Source organism: Brevibacterium sediminis (genome assembly GCF_024895295.1).
GTDB lineage: Bacteria > Actinomycetota > Actinomycetes > Actinomycetales > Brevibacteriaceae > Brevibacterium > Brevibacterium sediminis.
Window position 1 is genome coordinate 36,417 of the sequence record NZ_JAHQRN010000007.1, and the last position, 14,205, is coordinate 50,621.

At 65.2% G+C, this 14,205-nt stretch carries 12 protein-coding genes and 1 pseudogene; 3 read left to right on the top strand and 10 right to left on the bottom strand.

Annotated elements, in window-relative coordinates:
• Positions 1 to 81 precede the first annotated feature (81 nt).
• The 3 genes and pseudogenes from KTJ89_RS15445 to KTJ89_RS19390 all read right to left on the bottom strand — a co-directional run.
• Entirely contained in the window at positions 82 to 2,655 is a 2,574-nt protein-coding gene (locus KTJ89_RS15445; RefSeq protein ID WP_259358378.1) for a LuxR C-terminal-related transcriptional regulator, read from the bottom strand.
• Positions 2,640 to 3,389, bottom strand: a complete 750-nt coding sequence (locus KTJ89_RS19385) for a helix-turn-helix transcriptional regulator (RefSeq protein ID WP_374990291.1) — start codon at positions 3,387 to 3,389, stop codon at positions 2,640 to 2,642. Before KTJ89_RS19385 ends, KTJ89_RS15445 begins: the two co-directional genes overlap by 16 nt.
• A gap of 1,380 nt (positions 3,390 to 4,769) precedes the next feature.
• Positions 4,770 to 5,273: pseudogene (locus KTJ89_RS19390) on the bottom strand (ATP-binding protein); the annotation flags it as partial.
• Positions 5,274 to 5,489: 216 nt separating this feature from the next.
• Here KTJ89_RS19390 and KTJ89_RS15455 point away from each other — a divergent pair.
• On the top strand, positions 5,490 to 6,683 hold the full coding sequence (locus tag KTJ89_RS15455) for an acyl-CoA dehydrogenase family protein (protein WP_139909269.1): 1,194 nt from the start codon (positions 5,490 to 5,492) through the stop codon (positions 6,681 to 6,683).
• 38 nt (positions 6,684 to 6,721) lie between these two features.
• A complete protein-coding gene (locus KTJ89_RS15460) occupies positions 6,722 to 7,867 on the top strand; it encodes an acyl-CoA dehydrogenase family protein (protein ID WP_259358380.1) in 1,146 nt (381 codons plus the stop codon).
• Positions 7,868 to 8,011: 144 nt separating this feature from the next.
• Here KTJ89_RS15460 and KTJ89_RS15465 read toward each other — a convergent pair whose 3' ends face one another.
• From KTJ89_RS15465 to pyrE, 4 genes are all read right to left on the bottom strand, one after another.
• Entirely contained in the window at positions 8,012 to 8,641 is a 630-nt protein-coding gene (locus KTJ89_RS15465; RefSeq protein ID WP_259358381.1) for a TrmH family RNA methyltransferase, read from the bottom strand.
• Entirely contained in the window at positions 8,638 to 10,338 is a 1,701-nt protein-coding gene (locus tag KTJ89_RS15470) for an ABC transporter permease (RefSeq protein WP_259358382.1), read from the bottom strand. Before KTJ89_RS15470 ends, KTJ89_RS15465 begins: the two co-directional genes overlap by 4 nt.
• Positions 10,338 to 11,213 (bottom strand): ABC transporter ATP-binding protein, encoded by an 876-nt coding sequence (locus tag KTJ89_RS15475; RefSeq protein ID WP_259358383.1) that lies wholly within the window; start codon positions 11,211 to 11,213, stop codon positions 10,338 to 10,340. Before KTJ89_RS15475 ends, KTJ89_RS15470 begins: the two co-directional genes overlap by 1 nt.
• Positions 11,214 to 11,393: 180 nt before the next feature.
• A complete protein-coding gene (gene pyrE / locus KTJ89_RS15480; protein ID WP_062862586.1) occupies positions 11,394 to 11,960 on the bottom strand; it encodes an orotate phosphoribosyltransferase in 567 nt (188 codons plus the stop codon).
• 337 nt (positions 11,961 to 12,297) lie between these two features.
• On the opposite strand from pyrE, the gene KTJ89_RS15485 reads away from it, so the two are divergent.
• Positions 12,298 to 12,570: a GlsB/YeaQ/YmgE family stress response membrane protein gene (locus KTJ89_RS15485; protein WP_101547170.1), complete on the top strand. Its 273-nt coding sequence runs from the start codon at positions 12,298 to 12,300 to the stop codon at positions 12,568 to 12,570.
• Positions 12,571 to 12,745: 175 nt separating this feature from the next.
• Here KTJ89_RS15485 and KTJ89_RS15490 read toward each other — a convergent pair whose 3' ends face one another.
• Genes KTJ89_RS15490 through KTJ89_RS15500 form a run of 3 tightly spaced genes read right to left on the bottom strand, consistent with a single transcriptional unit; the run spans position 12,746 to position 14,188 of the window.
• Positions 12,746 to 13,162, bottom strand: a complete 417-nt coding sequence (locus KTJ89_RS15490) for a hypothetical protein (protein WP_259358384.1) — start codon at positions 13,160 to 13,162, stop codon at positions 12,746 to 12,748.
• On the bottom strand, positions 13,155 to 13,628 hold the full coding sequence (locus KTJ89_RS15495; RefSeq protein WP_253903885.1) for an Asp23/Gls24 family envelope stress response protein: 474 nt from the start codon (positions 13,626 to 13,628) through the stop codon (positions 13,155 to 13,157). The genes KTJ89_RS15490 and KTJ89_RS15495 overlap by 8 nt, the downstream gene beginning before the upstream one ends.
• Positions 13,625 to 14,188: an RNA polymerase sigma factor gene (locus KTJ89_RS15500; RefSeq protein ID WP_259358385.1), complete on the bottom strand. Its 564-nt coding sequence runs from the start codon at positions 14,186 to 14,188 to the stop codon at positions 13,625 to 13,627. Before KTJ89_RS15500 ends, KTJ89_RS15495 begins: the two co-directional genes overlap by 4 nt.
• Positions 14,189 to 14,205 lie beyond the last annotated feature (17 nt).

A 14,205-nucleotide genomic window follows, 5' to 3' on the forward strand; every position in this document is an offset into this window, starting at 1 on the left:
ACCACCAGGTCACCACCGGAGCACCGCAGTGAGTACTCACCCGAGCCCGAAATCCCGCAGTCGGTGATACTCGGCTCACGCTCAGGCGCGCAGTCGGCCTTCGGCATCCCGCATCGCCTCGGCGACCTGGTCCCTGCGTTCGACACCGAGCTTGCGGAACAGCCGGTACGTATGGCCCTCGACCGTTCGCACCCGCACTCCCAGTTCCAGCGCGATCTCCGCATTCGATCGGCCCGCGACGATGAGCGCGCTGATCTGCTTCTCCCGGGCGGTCAGTCCTATGTTCTGCCTGCCCGGTCCGTTGCTCTGACCAGCTCCGAATCGCGCGGCCAGAGCGATGCACTTACCCGCCAGGTCAGGCATAGACGCTCCGTATTCCTCCGCAAGAGACGTCAAGGCTGCACGATCATGATCACGCAGTGCAGCGCCGAGGCGGCCGACGATGACGAACTCACGCCCGGTTCCGTGCGCGGCCGCTTCACACATCGCCTCAGGTGCGATCTCGTCGAAGTGCAGGAAGAGGTGCAGGCGGATGAGCACGACGATCGCCGCTGCCCCATCGGCTTCGGCTTCGTCCAACATCCGACGCAGCTCGCGCTCGTACCGGGTCTCACCGGTGCGTATGGCCCGCGCGGTGGTTCGCAGAACGAGAGCTCGACGATATTCGTGGTAGAGGGCTGTGACGGGCAGCTCGTCGAAGCGGGCGTGCAGCTCGTCGGCGTCAGCAGCGGTCCCGACACGAGAGACCGCATATTCGGCCTCCCCCAATGCGATGGCCAGCTGCGTGCCCAAGTTCCAATAGGTGAGCGATTCTATCGCGGCGCGAAGCGCCTTCATCGCTCCCGGCAGATTGCCCTCGAGCAGGTGAGTCTGCGCCCACAGCAGGTCGATCGGCCCGGACCGGGCTGACAGGTACGCAATGTCATGCGTCGACAGTGTCGTCATCAGCTCTCTCGCCTCAGCGATTCGTCCCAGCTGCAGAAGTGTGCGCCCCTGCAGCATGGTCAGGTGAAGTGACCCTGTGCTTTCGTTGCTGAAATCGGCTTGAGCGGATTCGAGGAGTGCGAGTGCTTCCAAGGCGCATCCTGAGTCGAGCATGTCGGTCGCGTGCAGCATCGTGTCGAGCAGATGGAAGCTGCCCGTGGCCCCGCTCTCGGGCGTGAGTCCGTCGAAGACGTCCACGGTGATCGGTCGTTCTTCGGCCACAACGGCAGCGACTCGGTCGAGGAATTCGAGTCCGAACGCTGCGTCCACTCCCCCTCCGGGGTGTCCGTCACCTTCCTCGTGCAGCCGATTGAGAGCGGTGCGGAAGTCCGCAAGCCGCAGGGCCGGAGACATGGAGGCGGAAGAGCGGTTCATCCAGACCACGAGCGCATCGACGACCAGCGGAGCACAGCATGCGGTGCGAACCGCATGGGCCAAGATGTCGAGTCCGAGGGGAATCTTATTGCAGCCGCAATAGAGCAGAGCGACCGAGAGCAGCTCGTGTGGGCTCAACTTCTCCGTCGGGATCTCCGCGATCAGCCGCATGGCCCGATGCCAGTCTCCGAGGCGAGCGGCGATGAGTGCGGCGTCGATGGTCCTCGACTCGCCGACTTCCGCTCCGCAGATCAGTCCCCACTCGGCCCTGACCACCTGCGACCACTCCGCAGGTGCATCTCCGCTGGAGTCGATGAAGTCGAACCACTCTCGACTCCGACCGGTCGGGGTCGTGTACCTGATCGTGTCCGAGGTGTGGTTCTCCACTGCCTCATAGATATGGGGTCTCTGCGCGTCGATCTTCAGTTCACCGGCGGCCACGAGGGCATCCGCGGCTTCCCCGAGCCCCGCCTCGAGCAGTGTCGCCAGCTCCACCTCCCCCGCGAGGACGACCAACTCGAGGGCCTCCGTCTCCTGCGGCGAGTGGTCGGCGAGACCGATCCGTGCGTAGTCGCGGGCACGCGCATCATAGTCGGTGTCATGTCCGTCGAGGATCCACACACCTCGGCGCAGGAGGAAGCGCGACCGTCGTGCGGTGTATTCGAGGAGTTCGATGAGCTTTCCCGGATTGCGCTTCGAATGGAAGTCGACGATGTCGACCACTGCTTGGGACACGATGTGACCGAGGCGGTGTTCGATCATCGACCGATAGTCCTCACGCGGCAGAGGACCGAGGACGAGATGCTGGAGCACACGGTCTTCGACCAGAGTCGAGAACGGCATGACCCCACTCTCGGGGTTGGACCGCGACATCGCGATGAGCCTGATCGAGCCAACGCTGGCCAAGTCGGTCAGGACCTCCTGCGAACGGGAATCGAGCAGGTGGGCATCGTCGACGAAGACCGCCTGCGAGGTTCGAGTCGAGGTGAGCCGGGACACGATTCGTCCCAGCAGTGTGGACGGGTCACCGTCGAGGTCGATGAGCAGACCGAAGACGCCGAACTCGGTGTTCTGGTGCACGCGGTCCCCGCGGATCCAGATTCCGTCGTTTCCGTCCTCGAAGGCTGTTCTCGCCAGAAGGGTCTTGCCGACGCCGATCTCACCTTCGATGAGGATGCCGGAGCATTCCGAGCAGCGCAGCGACTGACGAATCAGTTCGAGTTCGCCCTTGCGCCCGAAGATCGTCGTGCCGTCCTGGATGCTCTCGCCCGATGATGTGGTCAGCTCTTCAGCCATTCCGTCACCACCTCTCGCAGCTCCTGCCGATTGGCCACATGCACTCGGCGGTAGAGACGTCCGAGGTGCCATTCGACGGTTCGGGCCGAAAGGTGCAGCTCTTCTCCGATCTCTGCGCTCGTTCGACCCTCGACGATGCCCGTGATGATCGAGTGCTCGAGCTCGCCCAGATTCGCGTGGAACCGTTTGCCGTCGGCATCGAAGTCGAGCACGCGCCGGCTCCGGCCCAGCAGGATCCGGGCTTCCTTGGTGGCGGCAGCATTGCCTGAGGCAACGGCGCGTTTGCGGGCCTCGCCGGACAGCTGGGCGCAGAGCACGACCGCGCCGAAGATCAGCGCCTCACGGGCCGCGGTGATGAGCGCCTGCAGATCGTCAGTGCTGAAGGCATGTGCCACGGCGCGCAGCAGGCGACCGAGGGAGCCGTCGACCCTGCCGGCCGACGCGGACAATCCACCGATGGCCTGTTCGTGCCCGAGTCGACCGGCTTCGAGCCAGGCCAGGCAGGCAAGGGTGTGCGCACCGTGTTTTTCTGCCCAGGCCCCGAGCTCATAGAGTTGCGGGGCTGCCGGCTCCGGCGACGTCTGCGCCAGTGCCTGCAGATCGAAGAGTCTGGCTTCGAATGAAGCCCACCACGAATGCCGACTGGCTTCGGCCTCCTCGTCGACAGCGATCGAGACGACCTCCGTCCGCTGGTCTGTCAGCACAGCGGAGAGAGACAGTGCCGACCTGGCCATCCCAGCGATATCGACGATGTCGCAGGGGTCGGCACCGAGATTGAGTTCGCCGAGGATGCAGTGGGCTTTCGCCGCGTTTCCGGTGCGCAGGTCGATGAGCGCGTTCGTCAGCCTGGTCAGCCGCCGACTGGAGGTCAGTTCATCCATTGCCGTTCGTGCCTGGGCCCAGTTGCCGGCGATGAAATTCGCCACGAAGAACTGCGGGATGGCATCTTCCCGTTCGAACGATTCGGGCCCGGGAAGTCCGAACATCAGCCCGGCCTGCGCGATATAACTCAGTCCCAGTTCGATCCGCCCGGACATCACTTCTGCCACGCCGAGGAACGCACACGCGCGCAGCCGGTGGCGCACCGAGCTCGCATGGTTGAGATAGACGCTCTCCGCCAGCGCACAGGCAGCGGCGATACGACCTCCTTTGAGGTCGAACCTGGCGCGCGTCGCATCGAGCCGACCGACGTCGATCGGCAGCGAAAGCGTGTCCCGGACCCAGTCCAGCCGCAGATCCTCGGGCTTCCTTGGGTCTATCAGCCTCAGTTCCATCGAGGCGAGGCGGGACAGATACTCCTGTGCTGAGGTGTCCGGATTCAGACACGCCTCGGAGACAAGCGGGTCGACGATCTCCCGGGCCTGGCGGAGCCTACCGGCTCCCCATTCGCTGCGGGCGTGCTCGAGGTCGAGTTCGGGACCGCGATAGCCGCTGGTGCGGATGATCTCTGCGGCTTCGCGGTATCTGCCCCGCGCGTTTGCCCAACCGGCGGCATCCAGAACCTGTTTGGGAGTCGGCACCCGGCCCAAGGAGATCGACCACGCGGCGTAGCCGAAGAGCGTCCTGCCGTGAAGTGCCGAAAGATCCGCTCCGGCATCGAATCGGGTGAGCAGCTCGAGGCTGCGAGAGGGAGTGACCATGGCTCGGACGTTCTCAGCCGTGACGGGTTCGTGCATGCTCACCGTTCCCCCTCGGCCCTTCGAGATCGAGAGCAGACCGTCCTCCGCCAAACAGTCGATCGTCTGCGGACTGGTGAACCCGACGAGCACGTCATAGGGCACCGCTTCGATGAGAGCGACGGTTTCGATGACCTCGCGGCTGGACTGATTGACCCGGGCGATCGCGGTTTCGACCCCGCTGGTCCGGCTCCGCCCGAACAGCAGCCTCTCGAGCAGCCGCGGATTGCCGTGGGCGAGTGCAGTCAGCTCCGAGACCGATCTCGTCTCGGTCTCCGAGAGTCCGATGCTGTTGATCATCGCAGCCGCATCCGCCTCGTCGATACCGTCCAGATCGATCCTGACAATGCTTCCGGACAGCCACAGTCCGGCGATGAGATCGACCGGCGGACGCGCCGATTCGGCGGCGATGACAAGTTTGATCCTGCGCGCATCCGTCAGCTGGGCCAGCACTGCGAGGGAATGATCGTCCACGAGATCGGCATTGTCGACGACGACCAGAGAGCGACCTCCCTCAGCTCTGCGCTCGAACAGATCACCGATCACCGACAGCGCCCGACCGGGCGGAAGGTCTGTGTCGATGCCCTCCCTCGACAGCAGGATTTCGAAGATTCCGAGGTTCCGGACACGCGCGTTCTCCGAGCCGCGCAGGCGGGTGACCGCAAGATCGGGGTCGAGACGAGAGAGCGCAGCATTCACCAGCGCGGTCTTCCCGATGCCCGCCGCGCCGATGATGAGAGCGCCCAGATGCCCCTGCCCGGAGATCGCGCCGACGACCGTCGAGAGCTCGGACTCATAGCCGAAGAGCCGACGCGACGGTGCGACCGGGGGGATATGCGTGGTCCTGCCTGACACGTCACTCAGCTTTCCGTACCCCTGGGGATCTTCTGCAGCGGGGAATGCGGAGCCCAGCGGCGCGGGGTTCAATCCGGAGAAGCTCACGTCTCGGAATCACCATTGGAATTCCTGGATCAGTATTACCACTTGGGATAGGTGTAGTAATACATCTCTGAAATAAAGTTAGGCGATTGTGACATCAACATCCGATCCCACCGGAGGGCCGCCTCGGCGAGGATCTTCGCCGTCTCCCACTTGTGAGCCCGAACACCGAACCGTACCATTGGAGGAAAGTTACTGAACGATCTATAAGGAGTTCGCATGGACACCCTACTGAATGCAGAAGAGCGCGAGTTCGCGCAGCAGATGCGTCAGTTCTACCGCACGGAGATCCCCGAGGAACTCCGCTTCAAGGTCGCCACCGGCCAGGAGCTGAGCAAGGAAGACATGGTCACCTCGCAGCGGATCCTCAACCAGCACGGCTACGCCGTGCCGAACTGGCCGGTCGAATGGGGCGGCCAGGACTGGACCCCCGTGCAGCGTCACATCTGGCTCGAAGAGATGCAGCTGGCCTGCGTTCCGCAGCCGCTGCCGTTCAACGTGTCCATGGTCGGACCCGTCATCGCCACCTTCGGCTCGCAGGAGATCAAGGAACGTTTCCTGCCCGCCACCGCGAACATCGACATCTGGTGGTCGCAGGGATTCTCCGAACCCAACGCCGGCTCGGACCTCGCCTCGCTCAAGACCACCGCGGTGCGCCAGGGCGACAAGTACATCGTCAACGGCCAGAAGACCTGGACGACCCTGGGCCAGTACGGCGACTGGATCTTCAACCTCGTGCGCACCGACCCTGACGTGAAGAAGCAGGCAGGCATCTCCTTCCTGCTCATCGACATGAAGACCCCCGGCGTCACCGTCCGTCCGATCCAGCTCATCGACGGCGGCCACGAGGTCAACGAAGTGTTCTTCGACAATGTCGAGGTGCCCGTCGAAAACCTCGTCGGCGAAGAGAACAAGGGCTGGACCTACGCGAAGTTCCTGCTCGGCAACGAGCGCACCGGAATCGCCCGCATCGGCGGTTCGAAGGTCAACCTCGCCCGTGCCAAGGCCTACGCCGCGGTGACGAAGACCGCTCGCGGCACTCTGTTGGATGACCCCCTGTTCTCCGCTCGTCTGACGAAGATCGAAGCCGAACTCACCGCGCTCGAGATGACCCAGCTGCGGATCCTCTCGACCCAGGCCGCCGGGTCCGACAAGCCGGATCCACGCTCCTCGGTGCTCAAGCTCAAGGGCTCCCAGCTGCAGGAGGACATCTCCGAACTCCTCGTCGACGTACTCGGTCCGCAGGGTCTCGACTTCGTCTCCGACCGCGTGCAGGGCCAGGGTCTGTCCGACCTGCCCAACGGCGCTGTCGATGCTCTGCCCGGCTACTTCAACACCCGCAAGGTCACCATCTACGGCGGTTCGTCCGAGGTGCAGCGCGGAATCATCTCGAAGGCACTGCTCGGTCTCTGAGATACCGACGCTCACTCGATCTCCCAAGAAGGACAACAATGGATCTTGAACTCAACGACATTCAGCAAGAACTCGCCAGCACACTGAACAAGTACCTGCGCAGCGAGTACGACATCGCCAAGCGCGAAGAGATCCTTCGCAGCGACGAGGGTATCTCCCGCGAGAAGTGGCAGGCCTTCGCCGAGATGGGACTGCTCGGACTTGCGATTCCCGAGTCCTACGGCGGCGCGGACATGACCTTCAACGAGGTGGCCGTGGTCGCCGAGGCGTTCGGACGCTCGCTCGTCCTCGAACCGTTCCTGGCTACCGCAGTCCTCGGTGCCAACGCCGTTCTGCTCGGCGGCAGCGAGGAGCAGAAGCAGGCCATCCTGCCCGGTGTGGCAGAGGGTCAGACCTTCCTCGCCCTCGCGGCACTCGAGCCCGGGCTGCGCTACGCAGTCGACGCTCCGCAGACCCAGGTCTCCGGTGCAGACGGCAGCTTCACCCTCACCGGTGAGAAGAACAACGTGCTCGGCGGAGATGTGGCAGACCACTTCGTCGTCACCGCCACGCAGAACGGCGAACTGGGTCTCTACCTCGTCGCCGCCGATGCCGAGGGTCTGAGCCGTGTGGCTCAGCGCCAGGCCGATGGTCTGGGCAGCGCGAACCTCAAGCTCGAAGGTGTCGCCGCCCAGCGCCTCGACGCCGCCGATGCCAACGCCGTGCTGTCCGAAGTCCTCGACCTGGGCAACGCCGCAATCATGGCTGAGGCCGTCGGTGCGCTCGAAGCCTCGCTGACGATGACTGCCGACTACCTGAAGACCCGCGAGCAGTTCGGTGCACCGATCGGTGCGAACCAGGCTCTGCAGCACCGCGCCGCCGACCTCTACGCCGAACTCGAGTACGCGCGCAGCATGGCTCTGTACTCTCGCCTGGCCGTGACCTCCGAGGTCCCCGGGGCTGAGAAGGACCGTCACCGCGACGTCATCGCCGCGAAGATCATCGTCGACCGGGCTGCTCGCAACATCAGCCAGGAGTCGATCCAGATGCACGGCGGCATCGGCATGACCATGGAGTACCCTATCGGTCACTACGCCAAGCGCCTGACGGTCATGACCCGCACGTTCGACGACTCGGATTCGCTGACCGCAGAGCTCGCCGAACTCGGCGGACTCATCGAACCCCACGCCGCCGACCTCAGCTGAGGCACCGGCACTTCAGCGCCGCACGTTCGACCCCGAGCGTGCGGCGCTGCGTCGTCGGGGCCTATCAACGCCCACCGAGGAGGACGGGGTTTCCTCAGGGAGACCAAGTCCTCCGCTGCGAGGCCTGCGCTGCCGGCAGCGAACTCAGCTCACGGGCTGGTCGTACACGTGCCGGCGGATCCACGAATGCATGGTGATCGCGGCGGCTGCTGCGGCGTTCATCGACCGTGTCGAACCGTACTGCGCGATCGAGAGCACGTCGCGGCTCGCCTGGTGCGCTTCCTCGCTCAGTCCCGGTCCTTCCTGGCCGAACAGCAGCAGGCAGCGCTTGGGCAGGTCGTAGGTCTCCAGCGGCACGGAATCCGGGAAGTTGTCGATGCCCAGCAGGGGCACGTCGTTCTCGGCGCACCAGCTGAGCAGGTCGTCCACGCTCGGATGGTGGATGACGTGCTGGTACTTGTCGGTGACCATCGCTCCGCGCCGGTTCCAGCGGCGTTTGCCGACGATGTGCACGGCTGCGGCGTTGAAGGCGTTGGCGGTGCGCACGACCGAACCGATGTTGAGGTCGTGCTGCCAGTTCTCGACTCCGACGTGGAAATCGTGCCGCGAGGCATCGAGGTCGGCCACGATCGCATCGTGCTTCCAGTACCGATACTGATCGACCACATTGCGCCGATCACCCTCAGCCAGCAGCTCCGGATCGAAGTGCTCGCCCACAGGCCAGGGGCCGGTCCACGGACCGACCCCCACCTGCGGTTCAGCGCTTTCGGTCACTTGTCGTCGCGGGAATCATCCGCCGACTTCGCGTCCTCTTCGTCTTCTCCGCCGGACTTCACGTCCGACTTCTTCGTGCCGGATTCCTTCGCCGAGGCGGCCGCCGACTTCTCGTCGTCCGCCGACTTCGTGTCCTTGTCCGCGTCCACGTCGTCCGTGTCGTCCGAATCGGCATCATCCGCGTCGTCAGCGCTCGAGCCCGACTTCGCGGCGTCCTTCGCCGAGGTGGCGGCACCGACCTTCTGCGCGCGCTTGCTCATCTTCACGGTCCTGCCGCCGCGACCGCCACCGGACAGCACCGAGCGCACGTACGCGCCCGAGGCCAGAGCATGGAGGACGACGGCGAGGACCAGGGCGATGCCGGCGGCGACGAGGCCTTCCCACCACTCGGCCTGACCGGCGAAGGAGCGGCCGGCGATGCCCAGCGGCGATGTGAACGGCGTCCACGACAGCACCTTCGCGACGGTGCCCGTGGGTCCGATGATGACCGGAGCGAAGAAGCCCGCCACGGTGATGACGCTGATGATCGTGAGGAAGGTGGCGCGTGCCTTGGAGCCGACGACGGTCGACGCCCAGACGAGCAGGGCGAACACCGACCAGGCGGTGAGGAGCAGGGCCAGCGCGAACCAGCCCAGGCCCGGCAGCATGGCGAATGCCAGGGACGTCTTGCCCGACAGCGAGAGTCCGAGCTCGGTGATGACGGCGGCCGCAACGAGGTGGACGACGACCAGGGTCAGCATGCCCGTCACTCGCCCCGAGGCCGAGGCGCGCGGCGGAATCGTGGCTGCGATGATCTCGGTGATCCGGTTTCGCTTCTCCAGGCGCAGGTTCTGGTACAGCGCAGTGCCCAGTGTGGCGACGACGAGCAGCGACAGCGCGACCATGCCCCACAGCAGCGGGGTGGCTACGGCACCGTCGACGGCCGGGGTCTCGAGCAGCGTCGCCTCGGTCTTCGGTGCGAGCTTCTCGAGCAGGGCATCGGGCTGCTTGTCGAGGGCGATGATCGTCGGCTGTCCCTGACCGCTCGGGTCCTGGATGAATGCGGCGTCGACCTTGCCCTCACGCACGAGCTTCTCGGCGGCGGGGGCGTCCTTGGCGTCGGTGATCTTCACACCCAGCTGCTGCTCATACATCGCCGCCTGCTCGCCGACTCCGACCATCGCCATGGTCGGGGTGCCCGAGTCCTTCTGCACGTCGGCGACGATTCCAGAGATGATCGCGGCCAGCACGCCGAGGATGATCACGGCGGCCGTGACCAGGAAGTAGGGGCTGCGCATGGCCGTGGTGGACTCACGATTCGACACGAGCCACGCGGCCTGGCGGTTGCCGACATCGACGAACTCCGAGACCAGTCCGGTCTCCGGCAGTTCGTCGGGGTCGGGGGTGTCCTCGGCGAGTTCGAAGGGAACGTCGTCGAGGCCGGCGGTGGCGCCGGACTCGTCCGTCTCCTTCGCGTCGGTGCCCTTCGCGGCTGGATCCTTCGCGTCCGCGCCCTTCTTCGCCGAGGCGGCCGATCCCGTGGTCGCACCGGCGGCGGTCGCCTCGTCGTCCGAGTCGACCTCCTCGGCGGCGGTCTCGTCTTCGATCACATCGTCTTCGACAGGCACACCGAGGTCGTCGATGCCTTCGCCGGCCGTGCCCTTGGACACGAGCGGTTCCGGGGACTCGTCATTCGCACCATTGTCTTTGCGCGCCATTACAGAGCCTCCTTGTACTGCTCGGCCAGTGTCGGGCGGACACTTTCGAAGTTCTTCACATTCTTCAGCTCGGCCACGGCAGCGGCGGCTGACTTCGCATCATTCGCGCGGAAGCTCACGCCCTCGCGTCCGACGGTCTTCACATCGCTGATTCCAGTTCGGGATTTCAGCGCCGAGGCGGCCGCCTCGGTGTCCGTCGTCTCGACGCGATAGTGCGGATCACCGAGCAGCTTCTCGACGCTGCCCGAGGTGGTCACCTTGCCCTGGTTCAGGATGACGACGTCATCGGCGAACGTCTGTGCGGCCTCCCAGTCGTCGGTGGCCAGGATGACAGGCACTCCCGAGGATGCATGGGCCCGCAGCAGGGACGTGACCAGGCGCAGCGAGGCGGCGTCGAGGCCGGCGAAGGCGTCGTCGATGACGACGACGTCCGGGTCCGCGGCCAGGGTCGCGGCGATGTCGACGCGGGCGATCTCGGCGCCGGAGAGGTTCTTCAGCGGTGCGTAGCCGCGGTCGGCGAGCTCGAGATGGCCGAGCAGGGTCAGCGCATTCCGTTCGGCCGCACCCAGGGTGATCCCGTGCAGGCGGGCGAGGTAGACGATCTGGTCGAGCACGCGCATGTTCGGGTATCCGCCGCGCTCGGCGGGCAGATAGCCGAAATTCTGCCGGTCGCCGAAGTCGAGTTCGAAGTCCTCGAGTTCGATGGTGCCCTCATCAGCGGCGATGAGGCCCATGATGATGCGCACCAATTCGGTGCGGCCCGCCGAGCGGGTTCCCACGATTGCGGTGATCCGGCCCGCCTCGGCGGTGAAACTCACCTCGTCCAGATATGTCCGCTTCCCTTTGCGCAGGGAAACCTCTTTCAGTGTGAGCACGCGTCATCCTTTACATCAAACAGTTCTTGGGGAGTGTCTCATCTATCGTGTTGAAATAGGAGACTTGTTTCAAACCACGTCCTCGATTTCGACAGAATTGCCAGTCGAGTCCCAGGTCGTGATCGGTGAGCCGAGTTCGCCGAGGCGGCACCTCGCAGGCCCACTTCGCCGAGGCGGGCCTCAGTCGAGGCCGAGATCCGCGGTCGTCAGCGCGGTCAGGTACGGAATTCCCGTGGCTTCGACCCGTTCCTTGGCGCCGGTGTCGCGGTCCATGACCACGGCCACGGCGACCACCTCGGCGCCGGCTTCCTTGAGCGCTTCGACAGCGGTGAGCACGGAACCGCCCGTGGTCGACGTGTCCTCGACGGCGACGACGCGCTTGCCGGCGACGTCGGGGCCTTCGACACGACGGGACATTCCGTGCTTCTTCGCCTCTTTGCGCACGACGAAGGAGTCGAGCGGGGTGCCGCGCACCACCGACCGGTGCATGACTGCGGTGCCGACCGGGTCGGCGCCCATCGTCAGGCCGCCGACGGCATCGACTTTGTCGAGCAGATCATGAGCCTCGAGGAGGTCGAGGACGACATCGCCGACGAGCGGTGCCGAGCGGTGATCGAGGGTGACCCGACGCAGATCGAGGTAGTAGTCGGCCTCCTTGCCGGAGGAGAGGGTCACCCTGCCGCGCACCACGGCGAGTTCGTCGATGAGGTCGAGCAGTTGTCGGCGAGTGTCAGCGCTGTCGGTCATGAACTCCAGTCTACTGGGCGGTCGGACCACGCCCGTTCAGCCCCGTCTCAGTGACCAGGCGCCCTCCCTTTCAGCGTCCAGAAGGCCTCCCTCAGGCCTCCCGCCTCAGAGCCCAGCTGCCCTTTTGCCGCGGCCCGCTGACATCGGATGTGAGGATCCGCGTGAGGATCCGGCTGGTCGTGCTGACACCGGGCGTGAGGATACGGCTGGCTCTGCGTCTGTATAGATGTCATAAAGGATCAACAAGACTTGGCACTTACCTTGCGTTTCGGTTGTACAGTGGCAACAGCACCGTGCAACCCGGCCGGTCAACTGTCTCAGAAGGGACGTGAGCAACATGGGTTTCATCGCATACCTCATCCTCGGACTCATCGCCGGAGCCATCGCTAAAGCGATCCTGCCCGGCAAACAGGGCGGCGGCTTCTTCGCCACGCTCATCCTCGGCGTCATCGGAGCCATGCTGGGCGGCTGGCTCGGCGGCATGATCTTCGGCGCCCAGATGGATAAGTTCTTCTCACTGTCGTCCTGGCTGTGCGCGATCGGCGGCTCGCTGATCGTGCTCATCATCTGGGGCCTCATCACCGGACGCTCGAAGAGCAAGGCCGACTGAGGGACTGCAGCCATCTAGAGAGCCACTGCCCGGCGGCACCCCGTTGCGGCCAAACACAGCCGCAGACGGCAGCGTCGGCAACAGCCCAGAAAAAGGTGGACAGCCCAAGTTTGAAACTGGGCTATCCACCTTTTTCTGTGCCGTTCGCGTCTTGGGTGCCGCCCGCCGCACGACCTCAGCGGCTGCGGCTGACGATGTGCACGTCGATGTCGATCTCCCCAATGGGCCCGTCGACCGCCGCCTGCAGGTCGACGGCGATGACGGCGAAGAGCTCGTCGACGATCTCGGTCACGGGCCGACTGTCATCGAGATGCGCATCGATCCGGACGCCGAGATCCTCGCCAGTGCGCCAGACCTCGACGCGCAGCGGTTCGGACCCGGTTCGGCGCATCACTCGAGCGGCCGCGTTGGCGATCATGTCGCGCAGCCCCGGTGCCAGGCCGGTGACGCCGTCGACTCCGGTGACGGATTCGGTCAGGCGGGCCGAGACCGCCGCCTCGTCGAATCCGCGTGAGGTCCCGCTTTCAAACCTCGGCTTTTCAACTCTCGCCTTCTCAACTCTCGCCTTCTCAACCCTCGGCTTCTCAGTCATCGGCGGCCTCCTCATCGACGAAGACGTCCTCGACGGTGACGTCGACTCGCATTGCGGGGATCCCCACCTGCGCGATCAGGGCACCGGCGACGCTGCGGCGGACATCCTCGGCGGCGGAGACGAAGGCCGTCCCCGCGCTCATCGTCACGGTCAGCGAAACTTCGACGGCGCTGCCCTCCGGCTCGCCCGCGGGGGTCAGATTCACGCTGCGGGCGCGGATCCCGGGCACGGAGTCGACGGCCTCGCGGATGATTCCGCGCACTTCTGCCGTCGCCATCCGGAAAGGGTTGCCGCGCTCGGTCGTCAGCTTCGTGGCCGGCGCCAGGGCCGCGTCCTCGCGCACGATCTGGAGTATGCGTTCGCGCAGGCCGACGGATTCGGCGGGGTCCGGTTCGAAGGCCCCCATGTATTCGTCGATGATGCCGCGCAGGTGAGCGTCCGTGGCGTCGACGGACTCGTCGCTCATACCCATCCTTCCATGCCCTCGGCGATGGCGGTTCGGGCGCGGTGGATGCGTCCGCGCACACTGCCTTCGCTGATTCCCAAGGTCTCGGCGACCTCGGCGTAGCTGAGACCTTCCATCTGGTGGAGCACCCACGTTACACGCTGCTCGGAGGACAGAGTCTGCAGAATCTCGGAGAAATGCTCAAGCGCCGTGCGTGCCTCGACGGACCGTTCGACCGAGGCGGCACCGTCGACGTGATGGCCAAGGTCCTCCGGATCCGATGCGTCGGAGGGCCGGGATGTGCGTCGGCGCAGCACATCGGTGCAGCGGTTCGAGGCCATCCGGTAGATCCACGTGCCGAAGGCCGCGGGTTCGGCCAGGGCGTCGAGCGACCTCCAGGCCTTGACGAGCGTATCCTGAACGACGTCCTCGGCATCCTGTCGATCCCCGAGCGCACGCCAGGCGAAACGCAGCAGCTTCCGCTCGTATTCGTCGACGAGGGCCTCGAACGAGGCGATGTCGCCCTCGCGAGCGCGCACAACCAGGGTGACGATGTCGAAACGATCATCTCCCCTTGTCATATTCCCATCGTAGGCCA

Excerpts from the sequence above, each read along its gene's own strand:
- KTJ89_RS15445 (WP_259358378.1), bottom strand. The coding sequence starts at position 2,655 with ATGGCTGAAGAGCTGACCACATCATCGGGCGAGAGCATCCAGGACGGC.
- KTJ89_RS19385 (WP_374990291.1), bottom strand. The coding sequence starts at position 3,389 with ATGGCCAGGTCGGCACTGTCTCTCTCCGCTGTGCTGACAGACCAGCGG.
- KTJ89_RS15455 (WP_139909269.1), top strand. The coding sequence starts at position 5,490 with ATGGACACCCTACTGAATGCAGAAGAGCGCGAGTTCGCGCAGCAGATG.
- KTJ89_RS15460 (WP_259358380.1), top strand. The coding sequence starts at position 6,722 with ATGGATCTTGAACTCAACGACATTCAGCAAGAACTCGCCAGCACACTG.
- KTJ89_RS15470 (WP_259358382.1), bottom strand. The coding sequence starts at position 10,338 with ATGGCGCGCAAAGACAATGGTGCGAATGACGAGTCCCCGGAACCGCTC.
- pyrE (WP_062862586.1), bottom strand. The coding sequence starts at position 11,960 with ATGACCGACAGCGCTGACACTCGCCGACAACTGCTCGACCTCATCGAC.
- KTJ89_RS15485 (WP_101547170.1), top strand. The coding sequence starts at position 12,298 with ATGGGTTTCATCGCATACCTCATCCTCGGACTCATCGCCGGAGCCATC.
- KTJ89_RS15490 (WP_259358384.1), bottom strand. The coding sequence starts at position 13,162 with ATGACTGAGAAGCCGAGGGTTGAGAAGGCGAGAGTTGAGAAGGCGAGA.
- KTJ89_RS15495 (WP_253903885.1), bottom strand. The coding sequence starts at position 13,628 with ATGAGCGACGAGTCCGTCGACGCCACGGACGCTCACCTGCGCGGCATC.
- KTJ89_RS15500 (WP_259358385.1), bottom strand. The coding sequence starts at position 14,188 with ATGACAAGGGGAGATGATCGTTTCGACATCGTCACCCTGGTTGTGCGC.